At 66.7% G+C, this 16,275-nt stretch carries 15 protein-coding genes; 8 read left to right on the forward strand and 7 right to left on the reverse strand.

Annotated features, from left to right (window positions below; translation table 11 throughout):
• The first annotated feature begins 63 nt into the window (after positions 1-63).
• From LB310_RS06280 to LB310_RS06295, 4 genes are all read left to right on the forward strand, one after another.
• The gene (locus LB310_RS06280; protein ID WP_301154746.1) at positions 64-840 is read left to right on the forward strand and encodes a nitroreductase family protein; all 777 of its coding nucleotides are present in this window, start codon (positions 64-66) and stop codon (positions 838-840) included.
• Positions 841-952: 112 nt separating this feature from the next.
• Positions 953-1,504: a glutathione peroxidase gene (locus LB310_RS06285; protein WP_087192020.1), complete on the forward strand. Its 552-nt coding sequence runs from the start codon at positions 953-955 to the stop codon at positions 1,502-1,504.
• A gap of 509 nt (positions 1,505-2,013) precedes the next feature.
• Positions 2,014-2,547: a helix-turn-helix domain-containing protein gene (locus LB310_RS06290; protein WP_338016441.1), complete on the forward strand. Its 534-nt coding sequence runs from the start codon at positions 2,014-2,016 to the stop codon at positions 2,545-2,547.
• Between the two features lie 42 nt (positions 2,548-2,589).
• Positions 2,590-3,765, forward strand: a complete 1,176-nt coding sequence (locus tag LB310_RS06295; RefSeq protein WP_301154747.1) for an alpha/beta hydrolase — start codon at positions 2,590-2,592, stop codon at positions 3,763-3,765.
• A 39-nt stretch (positions 3,766-3,804) separates the two neighbouring features.
• Here LB310_RS06295 and LB310_RS06300 read toward each other — a convergent pair whose 3' ends face one another.
• The gene (locus LB310_RS06300) at positions 3,805-4,905 is read right to left on the reverse strand and encodes a LysR family transcriptional regulator (protein ID WP_087192023.1); all 1,101 of its coding nucleotides are present in this window, start codon (positions 4,903-4,905) and stop codon (positions 3,805-3,807) included.
• Positions 4,906-5,246: 341 nt separating this feature from the next.
• On the opposite strand from LB310_RS06300, the gene LB310_RS06305 reads away from it, so the two are divergent.
• The gene (locus LB310_RS06305; RefSeq protein WP_301154748.1) at positions 5,247-7,028 is read left to right on the forward strand and encodes an FAD-binding protein; all 1,782 of its coding nucleotides are present in this window, start codon (positions 5,247-5,249) and stop codon (positions 7,026-7,028) included.
• 168 nt (positions 7,029-7,196) lie between these two features.
• Positions 7,197-7,802 (forward strand): cytochrome c3 family protein, encoded by a 606-nt coding sequence (locus LB310_RS06310; protein ID WP_087192025.1) that lies wholly within the window; start codon positions 7,197-7,199, stop codon positions 7,800-7,802.
• A 309-nt stretch (positions 7,803-8,111) separates the two neighbouring features.
• On the opposite strand, the gene LB310_RS06315 is transcribed toward LB310_RS06310, so the two are convergent.
• From LB310_RS06315 to LB310_RS06340, 6 genes are all read right to left on the reverse strand, one after another.
• Positions 8,112-8,564 (reverse strand): bifunctional autolysin, encoded by a 453-nt coding sequence (locus tag LB310_RS06315; protein ID WP_087192026.1) that lies wholly within the window; start codon positions 8,562-8,564, stop codon positions 8,112-8,114.
• On the reverse strand, positions 8,551-10,131 hold the full coding sequence (locus tag LB310_RS06320; RefSeq protein ID WP_087192027.1) for a chemotaxis protein CheA: 1,581 nt from the start codon (positions 10,129-10,131) through the stop codon (positions 8,551-8,553). The genes LB310_RS06315 and LB310_RS06320 overlap by 14 nt, the downstream gene beginning before the upstream one ends.
• Positions 10,128-10,760: a GGDEF domain-containing protein gene (locus LB310_RS06325; RefSeq protein WP_224768038.1), complete on the reverse strand. Its 633-nt coding sequence runs from the start codon at positions 10,758-10,760 to the stop codon at positions 10,128-10,130. The genes LB310_RS06320 and LB310_RS06325 overlap by 4 nt, the downstream gene beginning before the upstream one ends.
• On the reverse strand, positions 10,757-12,334 hold the full coding sequence (locus LB310_RS06330; RefSeq protein WP_087192028.1) for a methyl-accepting chemotaxis protein: 1,578 nt from the start codon (positions 12,332-12,334) through the stop codon (positions 10,757-10,759). Before LB310_RS06330 ends, LB310_RS06325 begins: the two co-directional genes overlap by 4 nt.
• On the reverse strand, positions 12,331-13,149 hold the full coding sequence (locus LB310_RS06335; RefSeq protein WP_087192029.1) for a protein-glutamate O-methyltransferase CheR: 819 nt from the start codon (positions 13,147-13,149) through the stop codon (positions 12,331-12,333). Before LB310_RS06335 ends, LB310_RS06330 begins: the two co-directional genes overlap by 4 nt.
• 150 nt (positions 13,150-13,299) lie before the next feature.
• Entirely contained in the window at positions 13,300-14,799 is a 1,500-nt protein-coding gene (locus LB310_RS06340; RefSeq protein WP_087192030.1) for an aldehyde dehydrogenase family protein, read from the reverse strand.
• Positions 14,800-15,271: 472 nt separating this feature from the next.
• Here LB310_RS06340 and LB310_RS06345 point away from each other — a divergent pair, with 472 nt between their 5' ends.
• Both LB310_RS06345 and rsmI read left to right on the forward strand, forming a co-directional pair.
• Positions 15,272-15,397, forward strand: a complete 126-nt coding sequence (locus LB310_RS06345) for a hypothetical protein (RefSeq protein ID WP_264465277.1) — start codon at positions 15,272-15,274, stop codon at positions 15,395-15,397.
• An 18-nt stretch (positions 15,398-15,415) separates the two neighbouring features.
• Positions 15,416-16,270, forward strand: a complete 855-nt coding sequence (gene rsmI / locus LB310_RS06350; protein WP_123674465.1) for a 16S rRNA (cytidine(1402)-2'-O)-methyltransferase — start codon at positions 15,416-15,418, stop codon at positions 16,268-16,270.
• Positions 16,271-16,275 lie beyond the last annotated feature (5 nt).

Genomic DNA, 16,275 nt, shown 5'->3' on the forward strand with positions numbered 1-16,275 from the left:
GTTTCCGGTCGACGGCAAGGGCAGAGCCCATGCCCTACGGGCGGTGCTCAGAGAGGAGTTTCCATGCGCTTCCGCCACGAGATAACGATCGACGCCGCACGCTGCATCGGCTGCGGGCTGTGCCGCGACGACTGCCCGGCGAGCAACCTCGCCGTGGAGGGCAAGAAGGTGGCGCCGCTCACGCAGGCCTGCATCATGTGCGCGCACTGCGTGGCCGTCTGTCCGACGAGCGCGGTTTCCATCAGCGGCTTCGACGAGGAGCCGCGCCCGCTCGACGGCGCGGAGACGCTCGAGCCTGCCCGGCTGCTCGCTGCCATCGGCGCGCGTCGCAGCATGAGGCGCTTCGCCGAAGGGCCCGTGTCCGACGAGGCGATCGCCGACATCGTGGAGGCCGGCCGCCTCACGCCCACGGGCAAGAACGCCCAGGACGTCTCCTACATCGTGCTGCGCGAGCGCCTCGATCGTTGCGAGCAGCTGGCCGTGCGCCTGTTCCGCCGCATCCTGCCCTTCGCCCGCCTCGTGGACGCTACGGCGCGCCGCACGGAGGTCGACGAGCATTTCTTCTTCAAAGGCGCGCCGGCCGTGATCGTGGTGGTGGCGAAGGACCAGGTGAACGGCGCGCTCGCCGCTTCTAACATGGAGCTTGCGGCCCAGGCGCACGGCCTTGGCGTGCTCTACAGCGGCTTTTTCGCCTTGGCGGCCAAGCTCTCGCCCGCGCTGCGCCGCGAGCTCGGACTCGCGCGCGGACGGAAGGTGGTCACGGCGCTCGTAGTGGGCCACCCCGTCGTGACGTACCGCCGCACCGCTCCGAAGGAGGCTGCGGACGTGCGCTTCCTGTGAGAGCGTGCCGCATGCGGCGGTTCCGTGTCCGTTCCGTAAATTGTTATCAAAAAAGTATCATTTTGCGGTAGCATGAGGCCCGAACAAAAGCCGCCGTCTGAAAGAAGGAACCATGGCCTCCCTCTACGATTTCACCGTCAAGAACCAGCAGGGCGAGGACGTCTCGCTCGCCGACTACCAGGGGCGCGTGCTGCTCATCGTGAACACCGCCACGGAATGCGGGTTCACGCCCACCTACGCCCAGCTCGAGGAGCTGTACCGCAGCCTGCACGAGCGCGGCCTCGACATCCTCGACTTCCCGTGCGACCAGTTCGGCCACCAGGCGCCGGGGACGGACGAGGAGATCGCGCAGTTCTGCACCTCGCGCTTCGGCGTGACGTTCCCGCAGTTCTCGAAGATCGAGGTCAACGGCCAGGACGCCGACCCGCTGTTCGCCTACCTGCAAGGGCAGAAGGCCTTCGAGGGCTTCGACGAGGGCCACGAGCTCACCCCGATCCTCGAGGACCTGTTGGCAAAGGCCGACCCCGACTACGCCTCCAAGCCCGACATCAAGTGGAACTTCACGAAGTTCCTCGTCGATCGCGAGGGCAACGTCGTCCGCCGCTTCGAGCCCACGGCCTCCATCCCCGACGTCGTGGCCCCCTCCGTGGAGGAGCTGCTGTAGCCTCCGCCTCCAACGCCTGCGCCAACTTCGCTGCCGCATCGCATTCGATGCGGCAGTTTTTATCCGAACGAATATTCTAACTCCCCCTTTGACGCACAGCTCGGCAGCTTGCCGATGGAGGCTTCCGCGTCGATCGGCCCGGATCCGCATGCGGCCCGCTGCCCGGTCGGCCGCCGGCGCCCCTCTTCGCGTTTTCTGCTCCTCCGAGTCACAGTTTTGACCGCTCTGAAGCCCGCGCGGGCGGCCTGGCGGGAGCCCGCTTCGCGCCACCTGGGCGAACGGCCTCGGCCGGCCGCCGCTCGGGCGTCCAGGCGGCCCGCAGGGCGTCAGAAGGCTTCAGAGCGGTCAAAACTGTGACTCGGAGGGGCAGAAACCCGAAGGGCCCCTCCCCTTTGGCGCACGGCCCGCCCGTCCGGGCGCCCGATTCGCGCGCGGCGCCTTCCGAATCGGGCGATTGCGCGCCAAAGGGGGAGTCGGAACGGATGGTTCACGCGAAACATCGAGGCTCGATGCGGCCCCTGCAACCTCTTCGCGACAAACCGCGTGCGATCTGCCATCATCGGGTGGTGGAACGGCGGCGGCATCAGGCGTATCGTGTCATGGCGAGGAGTAGGAAAAACATGATCGGTTCGAACATTCAGAGCGGACGCAAGATGATGGGCCTCACGCAGGAGCAGCTGGCCGAGCGCTTGGGCGTGGCGCGGCAGACCGTGGCGAAGTGGGAGGCGGGCGATTCCGTTCCCGATCTCGCGCACGCGGGCGCGCTGGCCGAGGCGCTCGACGTGTCGCTCGACGCGCTCGTGGGCTTTGACCCGCAGGGCACGATGCTGCCCATGCCGCCGCGTGGCAAGCACCTGTTCGGCACCGTCACGGTGGGCGAGCGCGGGCAGATCGTCATCCCGAAGCAGGCGCGCGAGCTGTTCGGCATCGAGGCCGGCGACGCGCTTCTGGTGTTCGGCGACGAGGAGCAGGGCCTCGCCATCCTGAAGGCCGACGAGTTCATGGACCGCGTGTCGACGCTCCGCAGGATGATCGAACGGTAGCCTCGCCTGCCCCGAAGGCGGCGGGCGAGAAAGAGGGGCGCCATGGCGCGCATCGGAAAGAAGGCGGGCATGATCGCAGTCTTCGTCATTGCAGCTATCGCGCTCGCGGCGGGCATTGCCCTCGCCGCGTACGTGGACAACAACCGCCACGGCGAGGCGCGCGACCTCGCGAAGGCGTCTGCGGCCTGCTTCGTGGAGAAGCAGGTGGAGTTGGCTAGGACAGGGCTGGGACAGGGGCGGCTGGGACAGGGGGACGGTTCTCTTGTCCCCGAACTCTGGGGACAAGAGAACCGTCCCCCTGTCCCAGCCCTGTCTCCCACGACCCTCAATTACGCCGAGGGGCCCGACAACGGGCCGGCGCTTGTGCTCGTGCACGGCCAGGGGATGCAGTGGGAGGACTACGCGCGCGTGCTGCCCGAGCTGGCGAAGCGCTACCACGTGTTCGCCGTCGACTGCTTCGGCCACGGCGAGTCCGCCCACGACTCCGCGCTCTACTCGTGCCAGGCCATCGGCCAGGAGCTCAAGGACTTCGCCGCTCAGGAGATCGGCGGGCCCTACCTCGTGTCCGGCCATTCGTCGGGCGGCGTCGTGGCCGCCTGGCTTGCCGCGAACGACGCCGAGCATGTGACGGCCTGCCTGTTGGAGGACCCGCCCTTCTTCCGCGTCACGCCCGAGGAGATGCAGGCTCCGCCTGGCTGCTTCGTGTGGAAGGACGCCTTCGAGGTCGTCCACGCGTACCTGGGCCAGGACAAGGTGGCCGACCCGGCCGTGTACTACGCGCAGCACTCCTACCTGTTCGGCCTGTTCGGCGGCTTGCAGCCCAAGATCGCGGAGTGGACGGCGGCCGAGCGCGCCGCGACCCCCGACGCGCACCTCACGCTGGCCTGGGTGCCGCACGACTGGGTGCGCGGCCTGTACTTCTACGACGACTTCGACGTGCGGTTCGCCGAGACGTTCCACGACGGCTCGTGGTTCGCAGGCGTCGACCAGGCCGACCTGCTCTCCCGCATCGCCTGTCCTGCCGTCTACCTCAAGGCGAAGACGAAGTACGGCGAGGACGGCCTTTTGCTGGCAGCCAACTCCGACGAGGACGCCGCGCGCGTGCAAGAGCTCGTCGGCGCCTGCGAGACGATCGTCGTCGAGTCGGGCCACGACATCCACTACGATCACCCAGAGGCGTTTGTGGAGGCCATGGACAGAGTGGCCGGAAATAACTGATCGAACGGCGCCGCGTGGCGGGTGCCTGTGGGCGCGAGGCTACGCGGGGCAAGCGCCCGGTTCCGACAGCAGTTCGAGGAAGCAGGCGAGGGCGGTGGCATGCGAGGCTCCGCCGCTTCCGGCACCGGCGGGCCGCGCGCCGGCATCCGGGCGTCGGCCTGCGACGCGCGCCTGCGCGGGGTCGCGAATGGGGCCTTCGTCCCGGTAGAGCGCGTGCCAGCTCAGCTGCAGCCCGTCGGCGGCAGCCGAGGGCACGAGGGCCATGCGCTCTTCCAGCCGGTGCGCGAGGGAGTCGTCCGACGCAAGGTCGTCCTCGGACAATAGGTGGATGCCGTCGCCGTGGCCCATCAGGTAGAGCTCCTCGTAGCGGGAGCAGGGCAGCAGCTTGACGGCCGGCCGGAAGCCGCGGCTTCGGCAGGCGGCGGCGAACGTGTCCCTCAACGGCTTGCAGGCCTTGTGCGCGAACAGGAGGAACGTCTCGTGGCGCAGGGATGCGAGCTCCGCCTCCGGCAGTCCCGCCGCCTCTCGCGGCAGGCCGAACACCAACCGGCTCCCCGGTCGCGAGATCGCCGCCATTCCCACGCCGGCAGGGGGCTTGAAGGCCGGGGCACCTGCTTCCGGCGTGGCGACCCGGCCGTCCTGCCCGTCCTCGCTGACGCTTCCCGCCCCGCAAGGACGAGCCTCTTTCACCAACTGCACGAACGCCACGTCGCAAAGGTCCTCGGCCACCGCCTCTCCCGGCGTCTTTCCCGCGGGCGGTGCCACGTACTCCACGATGGTGCGCGGATGTGCGCGTACCGTTCCGTCCGCTGCGGCCGCGAGTCGCGCGGACAGCGGCCTGAGCGCGGGCGTGTCATGGATGCGGATGCGCGCGGGCGCCACACGGCGCAATTCTGCCAGCTCGTCCTGCATGCCGGTGTAGAGGTCGTCCATGCGCAGGGCGGTTTGGAGCACCGTGTCGCCCGCCGGCGTCAGCCTCACGGGCAGGATGTCGGCCACCAGCTTCACGTTCAGCTCCTTCTCCAGCGCACCCACGTGGCGGCTTAGCGTGGGCTGTGACAGGTTGAGGGCCTTGGCCGCGGCAGAGTAGCTGCCTTGCAGCACGACTTCGGCGAACTCGCGAAAGACGTTGATGTCCATGCTCCCCTCCTGTGGCACGGGGTTCCACTCGTCCTTTCCATCCTACCACGAATTGACGCTTATAGCGGGCATTCCGAAGGCGAACATGCTTTGCCGGAGGGGAAGGCCGCCGCCCGGCCATCTGGCCGCCGAAGCCCCGCCCGTGCCCTTGCGTTTTCCGCATACCGGTATGCAGGTTTTGCCCGCATGTGGGCCGAAGCGCATGGCCCCATCCGATACTCGCATTTTATCTATGCAGGTCAGCCCTCGTATACTGCAATCGCAGACTCCTTTTGCGGAGCATAGCGCGCAACTTCACGGGGAGTCGCATGCTCGAGACGAAACGGAGGAAGGGGAGCATCATGGCGCAGGAAAAGGGCGTTTCACGTCGGGACTTCTTCAAGGGGGCCAGTGTCGCCGCGGCGGGGGCCGCCATGGCGACGGCGGGCTTGGGCCTCGCGGGGTGCGCGGGCGGCGGGGGAGCATCGGCCGACGCGGAGCAGTGGGACCAGGAGGCAGAGGTCGTCATCGTCGGCTACGGCGGAGCGGGTGCGTGCGCGGCCATCGCGGCGGCCGACGCGGGCGCCAAGGTGCTCGTGCTGGAGAAGAACGCCGAGGACAAGCACCTGTGCAACACCGTCATGTCGGGCGGCATCTACCACTCTCCGGACCCCGACGGCGACAAGGAGGCCCTGAAGCAGTACCTCAAGGCCATGTTCAGCGGCGAGAACCTGGACACGAAGGCCGAGGGCGAGCAGTCGCCCCTGTTCGTCGACGACATCGTGGAGAAGTTCGCCGAGTACTCGCCGAAGAACGTCGAGTTCATGCAGAGCCTCGACCCCGACTACAAGGTCATCGAGCGCGGCGGCGCGGCGTTCCCCGACTTCCCCGGCGCGAAGGAGAGCGGCTACAAGAGCTACAACTCCACGTACGGCAAGTCGGCCACCGGGCCGGACTATCCCACGCTCGACCTGCCCAAGGAGGACACGGCCGCCGGCCTGGCATTCTTCAACTGCCTGAAGACCGGCATCGCCGCCCGCGCCGACAACATCACCATAGCCTACGAGACGCCGGGCAAGAGCCTGATCATGGACGACGAGGGCGCCGTCATCGGCGTGGTTGCCACGCAGGGCGACAAGGACATCCGCGTGAAGGCCGGCAAGGGCGTTATCCTGACCACCGGCGGCTACGAGTACAACGAGGAGATGCGCCGCGCATTTTTAGAGGGCCAGGGCATCACGGGCTGGGCGTTCTACGGCACGCTGTCGAACACGGGCGACGGCATCCGCATGGGCTGCGAGGCGGGCGCTCAGCTGGCGAAGGTGGGCAAGGCCGCGTCGCGCCTGATCTGGTCGTGCCCGGACGTGCAGGTGGGCCCCATGAACGTGGGCTCGATCACCGACTCCGTGGGCGGAGCCGGCACCATCGTCGTGAACTCCGAGGGCAGGCGCTTCATGGACGAGACGCTCATCACGAAGGACCCGAGCCGCTACTTCTCGTACAAGAACGCCGTGCACATGGACATCGTCACGCTGGAGTTCCCGAACACGCCGGCCTACATGATCATCGACGAGACGAAGCGCAAGGCGGGCCCGCTGGTGAACACCACGCTCTCCACCTGCGGATTCGGCATCATCGATTGGGATAAGGACAATCAGAACGCCATCGACAACGGCTGGCTCATCAAGGCGGATTCCATCGAGGAGCTGGCGCAGAAGATTCGCGACACGCACGAGCTGAACGAGGGCCGCATGGATCCGGCCGTGCTCGCCGCCACCATGGAGCAGTACCAGAAGATGGTGGACACGGGCGCCGACGAGGAGTTCGGCCGCACGAGCGCCACGAAGAACGCGCTCACCGGCGAGGTGGTCGACCCCGGCTTCCAGGCCATCAGCACACCGCCGTTCTACGCCATGCCGCTCGTGGCGGGCGGCCCGAACACGAAGGGCGGCCTGCAGGCCGACGGCGACCGGCGCGTCATCGACTGGAACAACGAGCCCATCCCGCGCCTGTACACGGCTGGCGAGATTTCCTCGTGCTTCAAGTTCGTGTACCAGGGCGGCGGCAACGTGACCGAGTGCATCGTGTGCGGCCGTATTGCCGGAGAGAACGCGGCGGCCGAAACGGCTTGGGACGCGAAATAGCCTGAAGCGCCCGCGGCGCGGCGGGTCGGCCTGCGGGCGGGCCGTGCCAGCGCCCGCCCGGCGCCGCTTGGCGCCGGACATCCGTACCGGATCCATGCCACCGGCGGGGATACCCTCCCTCCCCATTCCCCGCCGCGTGGCTGGCTCACCATCGAGGGAGATAAGCCCATGAGAAACGTGAAGGCCGGCATCGCGTCGGCCGTGTGCGCCGTGTGCCTTCTGGCGGCCGTTGCGGCCGGGGCGGGCTGTGCGCCGAAGGCCCACGAGGGCTCGCTGGCGAAGGATGCCTCCATAACCGTCGACTTCACGTGGTCGGCCGACGCCAACTGCGCGACCTGCCATGCGACGGAGGACGGGTCGCTGGAGGGCATGCCGTGCTACGGGGCCCTGTCCGCCGCCGGAGGGAACACCTGCTCCGTGTGCCATGCCGACGAGGTCGGCTTGGAGAAGGCCCACGAGGGCGCCACGCCCGACCGCGCGAAGGAGCGCGCCACGAGGCTGCGCGACACCGCCATCGACGAGCAGGCATGCTTCGCCTGCCACGGCAGCTACGAGGAACTGGCGGCCAAGACGGCCGACTCGGCCGTGCTGACCGACGCCAAGGGTACCGTCGTGAACCCGCACGCCCGCCCTGTAGGCGAGGGCCATGCCGGCCAGACGTGCGCCGACTGCCACGCGCTGCACTCCGGCGAGCCCGTGCAGGATACGGCGCCCGAGTTCTGCATCAGCTGCCACCATACGAACGACTACCAGTGCCACACCTGCCACCAATAGGAAAGCGAACCTTCCGCATGCGCCTCTGCGCGGCTGCGGGCGCAGCAAGCCCCATTTTGACTGCAGCGCTCGATGGCGCCAGAAACGCCGCGGTGCCCGATGGGCCAAGTGCGCGCCGGCGTCCGGCCGCGCTCTGGTACCGGCAACGGTTCTATGACCGTTTCGCAAAACGTTAGCAAAACGGTATTATTTAGGGGCACGATGGATACCGACTTGAAAAGGGCCGGCCGCGCGACTTCCTTGCGGCGTTCGGCGAGGTCTTGGACGGGCGGTCGTAAGGTGCGGTCGGCAGACGCCGCAATGCCGCCGTCAGCGGGCGGCGAGCAGCGTGCCCACGATGGCGTCAATGTCGAGCACTGGCAAAGTCTCGGCATCGAAGCCCTGCGGGAAGCGCGTCTTCAGCGGCGCGTGCTTCGTCTCGTCCAGGTTCACCACGTACGGCGTGCCGACGAACCTCAGCCCGAGCAGGTTATCGCCGCTCCGCACGATCACGATGTAGGACGATTCCTCGTCGGCGGCGCCACCGGTGTCGAGCACCGGCACAAGCTCGTAGCCGCGTGGGAGCACGCCGCTGAACTCATGGGGAAGGAAGGCCAGGGATCTGATCTCGCTGGCTGGCACCACCTCTTCGATTGAGGTGAACGCGATGGCCATGTTGCCGCTCTCCGTGAGAATGACGAGCGCGTTTGAACGTCGGAGATCCTGCTCGTTCCCGCTGATGAGCTTCTCTATCCATCGCAGGCGCTGCTCACGATCGCGCACGGGAACCCTCCTCCTTAAAAACCGCGTTCAACAGGTGGCGAATGCTTATCACGGCGCAGGGTGCGCCGTCTTTGAGGCGCGAGTAGCCGAAGCAGCCCGCCCTGCGCAGGGTGCCGTGGTCGAGCAGCGGGGGCAGCTTGCTTACGGAGATGCGCTCGTAGCCGTCCACGGCGTCCACGGCAAGACAGCGCAGCTCTCCCAGTGCTTCGAGGAACAAGGCGAATGCGGGACTTTCCGCCTCCAACGGCGAACCTGAATCGGGCCCGTTCAGCAAATTCGCGCGTCTGCCGTCTTCGCCTGTATAGAAGACGGAGCTTGCTCGCATACGGCTTTCAGATCGAGCCTCCCGCCCGTCCTCGTCCCTCCCGATCCGCTCGGCGCGATATGCTTCGAAGTGCCCGATCTGCTGGGCGGGCAAGGCGAAGCGCATCGACCCTGTGCGCAGAAGGGCCGCCTCCATGATGGTGAACGGCACGGGGAAGTGAAGCGCTATCTCCAGCGTGCCGTGGTCGGTGTTGCGCACCTCGCCGCGGCCGCCTATGTGCTGCAGGATAGAACCGATTTCATTGAACTGGGAAAACATACTCGAAACAGGGTTTTCGACAGCCGCGACGAAGCCGGGGAGCAACAGAAGGGCGCCTATCTCCTCCTCGGTGTAGGTTTCGAGCGGTCGCGTCAGCAGCCCACGCTCCAAAGCCTGCTTGCCGATGATGCGAGAGTCGAACGGCCTTCCGTCGTGCTCGATCCGGCAGACCACTTCCGAGCCATCGCTTTCCAAGCGCAGGCGCAGCGTTGCACGCGGGGGCTTGCCTGTCGCCATGCGGTGCTCGGGCTGCTCGATGCCGTCACGGAGGCACGACCGTATGACGCGCTTGATAATCTCCTTCATCGAGGCCAGTACCGATCGATCGAGCGCTATATGGCCGTCTACGATATCGAGGTCGACAAGCACGCCGAAACGGCGGCCGTAGTCGGCAACGAGGGTTTTGAGCGACGGGGCCATACGATCGAAGGGCTCGATGCGGGAACGCGCGACGGCTGTTCTCAGTTCGTCCACTACCTGGGCATGCGAGAAGACAACGCTGCTCAGCTCGCGGTCTTGCGGCTGGTTCTCGGCATGTTCGTGCAGCTTGCGGTGCACTTCCTCGAACTTTGCGAGGAGGTTCGTGAGATCGCCGCCTCCTCCGTCCAGCTTGCCTTCGTCGGCAAAGGTGGAAGGCGATGCGAACGCGGAATCCTCTATTCCGTCGGCTTCCAGGTCCTCCTTCTCGTAAGCCGGCAGGGAAGCGTGGTCCTCGACAAGGGTGCAGTGATCCACGAAGAACGAGCTTTTTATGGTCAGCAGCACCTGCTCCGGGGTGGGCGAGCTGAAGCGCAGGTACAGCCCATGGTCTCGCAGGAAAGCAATGGTAGACCGGTCGCTTTTCACGGAATGCGGATGGCAGGAGAGATTGTCGCAGAGCGGCGCGATGCGGCGCATAACCAGCGACGCGCGCGTGTTCTCAAGCCCGCAATTGGGCTTGAGAACGACCCGCACCGTGAGCTCCTCGTGCCTAACCGCCTTCATCTCTGCTCGCTTGACGCTTCGGGCTGCGCGAATGTGCAGCGGTTCTTCCCGGTTTCCTTGCCGTGGTATAGCGCGCGGTCGACGAGCACGAAGTTCTCGGCGAACGTGAGATCCGGATCGAAAGAGCTCAGGCCGAACGTGAGCGTGCAGGAGAATTCGCCTGCACCGTCGTCGATGCGGTATGCGGCCACTTCCTCGCGCATGCGGTTGCATAGGCGCAGCGCTTCGTGCTCGGGCATCGAGGACAGGACGATGAGCAGCTCCTCACCGCCCCAGCGGATGACGGGGTGGTTGCCGGCCAGGTCGTCGAGGATGTCGGCGATGCACACGATGGCGATGTCGCCCGACTGGTGGCCGCGCACGTCGTTGATGGCTTTGAAGTCGTCGATGTCGCAGAGGGCGAGCACGATATGGGACTCGTCCCCGGTTTCCCGCATCTTCTGCTCAAGATAGTCCGTGAGGTAATGGCGGCTGAACAGGCCGGTCAGCTGATCGCGGAAGGCCAGGCCGCGCATGGTGTCCAGCTGCTCCCGCAGCGCAGCGTTCGCCGCACGCAGGCTCAGGAACTCGGCGCGCTCCGGTTCCGCGAAAAAACTCGGCAAGGGGCTTTTGGCGGCTTGGTTGGTCACCGCGCATCGCCGTCTTCCCTGTTTGCGGTTTCCTCGAGCGTGAAGCGGTTGATGAGGTGCTTGAGGTTGCGGGCTTGCTCGGCCAGTTCCTCGCCGATGACGGCGCTCTCCTCCGAGGCCGCAGAGTTCTCCTGTACCACGTCGGACAGGCTGTCCATGCTCTCCTGTATCTGGGATACGGCTTCCAGCTGCTGTGCGGATGCCCGCGCGATAGCGGACATCATCTCTTTGACGCCTTCCGTGGCGGCTACGGCGCTCTCCATGCTCGTCGAGGTCACCCTGATGAGCGCGCTGCCGTTTTCCACGCTCGAGGTGGCGCGCACGGCCAGCTCGTCGGCTGCGCGCGCCACCTCGCTTACCTGGGTGGCCAAGCGACGGATCTCCTCGGCCACGATGGAGAACCCGCGGCCGGCTTCGCCTGCGCGCGCCGCCTCTACCGAGGCGTTGAGGGCGAGGATGTTCGTCTGGAACGAGATGTCTTCAATGGTGTTCGCCAGTTGCGAGATGCTGCGGGTGCTCACTTTGATGTCGGCGATGACTTCCACGGCTCGGGATATCTGGTCGTTGCTGTGCTCGACGGCGGACAGTACGTCTGCCGTGTTCTCGTTGGCTATGAGCACGCTCTCGTTGTTCTCCTCCACCACCTGGGTGATGTCCTGCACGCTGGTGGCCAGCTCCTCAATGCTCATAGCCTGCTCGGCCGATCCCTGCGCGACCGTTTGCGAGCCGTCGGACATCTGGGACGACGAGCGCTCCACCTGCTCCACCGTTTCCTTCAACTGCTCGACCATCAGGCGCAGCGCCGCCACCGTCTTGTTCATGGACGCGGCGAGCGCCCCCAGCTCGTTGTTGGAGCTCGGGTTGACGTGCACCGAGAGGTCGCCCTCGGCCACGCGCTTCGCCATGCCCTCGATCTCTTCCACCGGCACGGCGATGGCATGGGAGATGCGGCGCCAGAGAACGACGACCAGTCCGATTGTGATAAGGCCGATCAGCACGATGATGGCCGAAGTTGCGATTTCCACATAGGTGGTTTCCTGGGAATAGTCGACCGACTTCTGCTCGGCGGCGTCGACGATATCGTCGGCCAGGCCGAGGGTGGCATTCTTCTGGGGCAGGTAGCTCTGCTGGAAGAGCGTGTTGGCCTGGTCGATGTCGCCCGCACGTATCTCGTCCACCACCTTGTTGCGCACGGACAAGAGGCTCTCGCTTGCCATGGCGAACTGGTTGAGCACGTCCAGATCCGTTTTGAAGTTCGTCGCGACGGCGTTGTACTCGGCCTCGCGCTCGATGGCCAGCTGCTCGATGTCGGCGATCAGTTGCTCCCTTTCCATGGGATCCTCCGAGATGAGGCACTGTTTGAGGTAGATCGATATCTGCTCGATGGTGTTGCGCAGCGATATGGCGCTCTTGGACACCTGATAGGGTTGCTCGTAGAATGCGGTGGTCATTGCCGAGTTCTGGTGGACACCGAAGATCGACACGCAGATGGAGACCGCGAACAGCGCGATGATGGTGACGTACGACATCATGAGGATGCGGCCGATGCTCGCGTTTTTGAAGGACTGCTTCATGAGATGATCGCTTCCGGTTGCTTTTGGTATACGGAGTCTTTTTGATAGACGAACTTGGCTCGGCTGCGGATGATTTCCGAATGGCCGAGGATGAGGTAGCCTGAAACGGCGAGGTGGCGGTGCAGGTTGTCGAGCACCTTCTCGCGCGTTTCCCTGTCGAAGTAGATGATGACGTTGCGGCACATGATGAGGTCGTAACGGCGTCGCAGCGCGTCGGGGTCGTTGAGATTCGCCTGGGCGAACGTCACGCGACGGCGTACAGGGCCGGTTACCGTGTAGTTGCCGTCGTTGTGCGTGAAGTAGGACGACAGCCAGCGTGGTGGAACTTTCTCCACGTGGGCAGGTTGGTAGGTTGCCCGACTCGCCTTCTCGATGGCTTTCCCGGAGATGTCGATGCCGGTTATGCGCACAGGGGGCAGGTTGCGTCCGCGGCCGTAGTCCTCCGCGATCATGGAGGTGGTGTAGCATTCCTCGCCGGTGGAGCAGCCCGCGCATAGGATGTTCCAGGTGCGGCGCGGTCGCGAGGCTTCCAGCTCGGGAAACGCCGTGGTGCGCAGGAAGTCGAACTGCCTGCTCTCGCGCAGGAAGTAGGTGTAGTGGGTCGTGACGAGGTCGATGAAGCGGGCGTTGACTTCGTTGTCGGTTCCCGCTTCCACTGCGTCGAGGTACGAGGAGAACGTGGAAAACCCAAAACGCTCCCGCTCGCGCGAGAGCCGGCAATCGAGCAGCACCCGTTTTGATCGCATGTTCAGTCCGATGGTGCAGGACAGGTACGTGCAAACTCGATCGAACTCTTTGTCGGTTAAGTGGTCCAAGTGCCATTCCGTTGGGTGGATACGTGTTCTTGCAGCTTAGCATGCGATGTAAAGGGGTGCTAGGATTAACCAACGGCGATGGCGAAATAACGCCCGGAATACTGGAAAAGCCCGGTCACCCTGCAAGGTGGCCGGGCTGGGAGGATTGGATCAGAACGGGTAGGGATGCGGGGCGTGCTGAACGCTCGTCCAGTGGGTCCTCGTCATCTCCTCCAAGATCCAGCGGCCGTTGAAGCGGCCCAGGCCGGAGTTCTTCTCGCCGCCGAAGGGCACGTGCTGCTCGTCGGCCACGGTCATGTCGTTCACGTGCGTCATGCCCGCGTCGATCTTCAGGGCGAACGCGGTGGCGCGCTCCACGTCGCGACCGACGACGGCGGACGACAGGCCGTAGTCGCTCATGTTGGCGAACCGGAGCGCCTCGTCCTCGCCGTGCGCCACGATGATGGGCGCCAGCGGCCCGAAGCTCTCCTGCATCGCGATGTCCCAGGTGGGATCGACATCCCCGAACACGACGGGCGGCATGACCAGGCCTTCGGGCTCGCCGTCAAGCAGCACGCGGGCGCCCTGGTCCTTGGCGTGCTGCACCTTCCTCACCAAGCCCGCAAGCTGGGACTGGTTGATAATGGGGCCGATATCGGTGGCCGGGTCCAAAGGGTCGCCGCACACGAGCTTGCGCGCGCGGTCGACGAAGCGCTCGGTGAACTCGTCGACGAGGGAGGCGTCCACGATGATGCGGTTCGTGCTCATGCAGATCTGCCCCTGGTGCAGGAAGCGGCCGATGATGGCTATGTCCACGGCCTGCTGCACGTCGGCGTCGTCCAGCACGACGAGCGGGCAGTTGCCGCCCAGCTCCAGCGCCACGCGCTTGAGCAGCTTGCCGCCGGCCGTCTTCGCGCCGATGCCGCGCCCCACGGCGGTGGAGCCGGTGAACGAGATGAGCTTCGGCACGGGGTGCTCCACGAAGTAGTCGCCTATCTCGCTGCCGCGCCCGATGAGCACCGACAGCAGGCCCTCGGGCAGCCCCGCCTCCTCGTAGATCTTCGCCAGCAGGATGCCGCCCGTGACGGGCGTGTCGCTGGCCGGTTTCAAAACGACGGCGTTCCCGCAGGCCAGTGCCGTGGCGACGGAGCGGTTCGACAGGTTCATGGGGAAGTTCCACGGGCTGATGACGCCTACCACGCCCAGCGGCTGGCGGTATACGCGGTTCTCCTTGCGCGGCGTGTCGGAGGGGAAGATATCGCCGTGCATGCGGTAGGGGAAGCTCGCGGCCTCTTCGGTAATGTTGCGCGCGGCGCCCACCTCGAACTCCGCCTTGGCGCGGATGCTGCCGGACTCGCGCTGGACCCAGCCGATCAGCTCGTCGTGGCGCGCGTCGAAGATGTCCACGGCGCGGCGCAGCACGGCGGCGCGCTCGGCGGGCAAGGCGGCGGCCCATTCGCGTTGGGCGCGCTCGGCGGCGGCGTAGGCCTCGTCCACGTCGGCGCGGTTCGCCAGCACGTGGGTGGAGAGGATCTCCTGGCTGTAGGGGTTCACGTCTTGGGCGGACTCGCCGCTCGCGCCGTCGCGCCAGGCTCCGGCTATGTAGAGCCGGTCGAGGCCATCGTAGGGCTGGGGGATTGCGGGGGACGATGCGTTCGGGGAAGGTGCCATGGCGTTCTCCTGTTCTCGGAGCGCGGCGGGATCGGGTTGTGCCGTCGCGCGCAGGCCAATCCGTTCAGTATAGGAGCCTGCGAGCAGGAGGCATCTATCTGCGGCGAACGGTTGATTGGCGGAAAACCGGTGATCACCGGTGAGAGAGGTTATGCTTGCGTGGTCGCAGGGCCTGGCGAGCGGGCCGTGACGGCGGGGTACGGCGTGCCGGCTGTTGCCGCAGGGGATTAGGGAGGGCGCGCGGGCACGCGGGCGAGCGCGATCGCGCGGCGAGCGGACATGCGGGGCTTGCAGCCCAGCGGCCCCCGTGCCCCACCGTTTCGGGCCGCCTGCGCGGCCGTGGTCGTGGTGGTTTGGCGGACGTGGCCGCTGGGCGGCGGACGCATGCTGGGCGCGCGGACCGAAGTGTGCGATTATGAAAGCACACAGCGGCGCAGCTGCGCGGACGACGCGGCGGAAAGGAGCGGACGGCATGGGATGCATGGGGAGCTTGGCCTGCACAGGGGACGGCCCGCTGCCGTTCATCGTGGCCGGCGTGGTGCTGGTGGCGGCGGCGGTGCTGGTGGTGGCGTTCGTGCTCATGCGGCGCAACCGCTAGCGGGGGCGGGGAGCAACCATGGACGGGAAGCTGGTCATCTGCCCCACACCGCTTGGGAACCTTGGCGACATGACCGAGCGCGCGCTGGCGGCGCTGCGCGCGGCCGACGTCGTGTGCGCCGAGGACACGCGCGTGACGGGGCGGTTGCTGGCGGCGTACGGCATAGAAAAGCGGCTGGAGCGTTTGGACGAGGCCCTGATCGGCGGGCGCGGCGCGGGCATCGTGCAGCGCGTGCTAGACGGCGAGACCGTCGCTTACTGCTCTGACGCGGGCATGCCCGGCGTGTCGGACCCGGGGCTGCGCCTCGTGCGCGCGGCCCGCGAGGCGGGCGCTGCCGTGGAGGTGCTGCCGGGTCCCACGGCCGCCGCGACGGCCTACGTGGCCAGTGGCTGCGACAATCCCCGCTTCTACTTCGGCGGCTTCTTCCCGCGCAAGGACGCCGAGAGGGCCGCGCTGCTGGACGGCCTGCGCGCGCTCGATGCGGCGCTCGTGTTCTACGAGAGCCCGAACCGCCTTGCCTCGGCGCTCGCCGCGCTGGCCGCCGCGCTGCCGCAGCGCGAGGCCGCCGTGTGCCGCGAGCTCACGAAGCTGCACGAGGAGGTGGTGCGCGGGCCGCTGCCCGATTTGCGCGACGAGTTCGCGGAACGAACGGGCGCGGGAGGGCGCGGCGTGAAGGGCGAGATCGTCATCGTGGTGGATGGCCCGAACGCCGCCGAGGGCGCGGCTGCCGCCGAGGGTGCCCAGCAGGCCGCCGCCGTGCGCGCCGCCGAGCTGAAGGCGGCAGGCGCCCGCAACAAGGACATCGCCCGCGCGCTGGCCGACGAGTTCGGCATCGCGCGCAACGCGGCGTATGACCTGGCTCTCAAGGCGTGAGCGGC

It is taken from the genome of Gordonibacter sp. RACS_AR49 (assembly GCF_030418435.1).
GTDB classification, from domain to species: Bacteria; Actinomycetota; Coriobacteriia; order Coriobacteriales; family Eggerthellaceae; genus Gordonibacter; species Gordonibacter urolithinfaciens.

What these genes read in the sequence shown, in the direction of transcription:
- LB310_RS06280 (WP_301154746.1), top strand. Translation starts at nt 64, where the DNA reads ATGCGCTTCCGCCACGAGATAACGATCGACGCCGCACGCTGCATCGGC.
- LB310_RS06285 (WP_087192020.1), top strand. Translation starts at nt 953, where the DNA reads ATGGCCTCCCTCTACGATTTCACCGTCAAGAACCAGCAGGGCGAGGAC.
- LB310_RS06290 (WP_338016441.1), top strand. Translation starts at nt 2,014, where the DNA reads ATGCGGCCCCTGCAACCTCTTCGCGACAAACCGCGTGCGATCTGCCAT.
- LB310_RS06295 (WP_301154747.1), top strand. Translation starts at nt 2,590, where the DNA reads ATGGCGCGCATCGGAAAGAAGGCGGGCATGATCGCAGTCTTCGTCATT.
- LB310_RS06300 (WP_087192023.1), bottom strand. Translation starts at nt 4,905, where the DNA reads ATGGACATCAACGTCTTTCGCGAGTTCGCCGAAGTCGTGCTGCAAGGC.
- LB310_RS06305 (WP_301154748.1), top strand. Translation starts at nt 5,247, where the DNA reads ATGGCGCAGGAAAAGGGCGTTTCACGTCGGGACTTCTTCAAGGGGGCC.
- LB310_RS06310 (WP_087192025.1), top strand. Translation starts at nt 7,197, where the DNA reads ATGAGAAACGTGAAGGCCGGCATCGCGTCGGCCGTGTGCGCCGTGTGC.
- LB310_RS06320 (WP_087192027.1), bottom strand. Translation starts at nt 10,131, where the DNA reads ATGAAGGCGGTTAGGCACGAGGAGCTCACGGTGCGGGTCGTTCTCAAG.
- LB310_RS06330 (WP_087192028.1), bottom strand. Translation starts at nt 12,334, where the DNA reads ATGAAGCAGTCCTTCAAAAACGCGAGCATCGGCCGCATCCTCATGATG.
- LB310_RS06340 (WP_087192030.1), bottom strand. Translation starts at nt 14,799, where the DNA reads ATGGCACCTTCCCCGAACGCATCGTCCCCCGCAATCCCCCAGCCCTAC.
- LB310_RS06345 (WP_264465277.1), top strand. Translation starts at nt 15,272, where the DNA reads ATGGGATGCATGGGGAGCTTGGCCTGCACAGGGGACGGCCCGCTGCCG.
- rsmI (WP_123674465.1), top strand. Translation starts at nt 15,416, where the DNA reads ATGGACGGGAAGCTGGTCATCTGCCCCACACCGCTTGGGAACCTTGGC.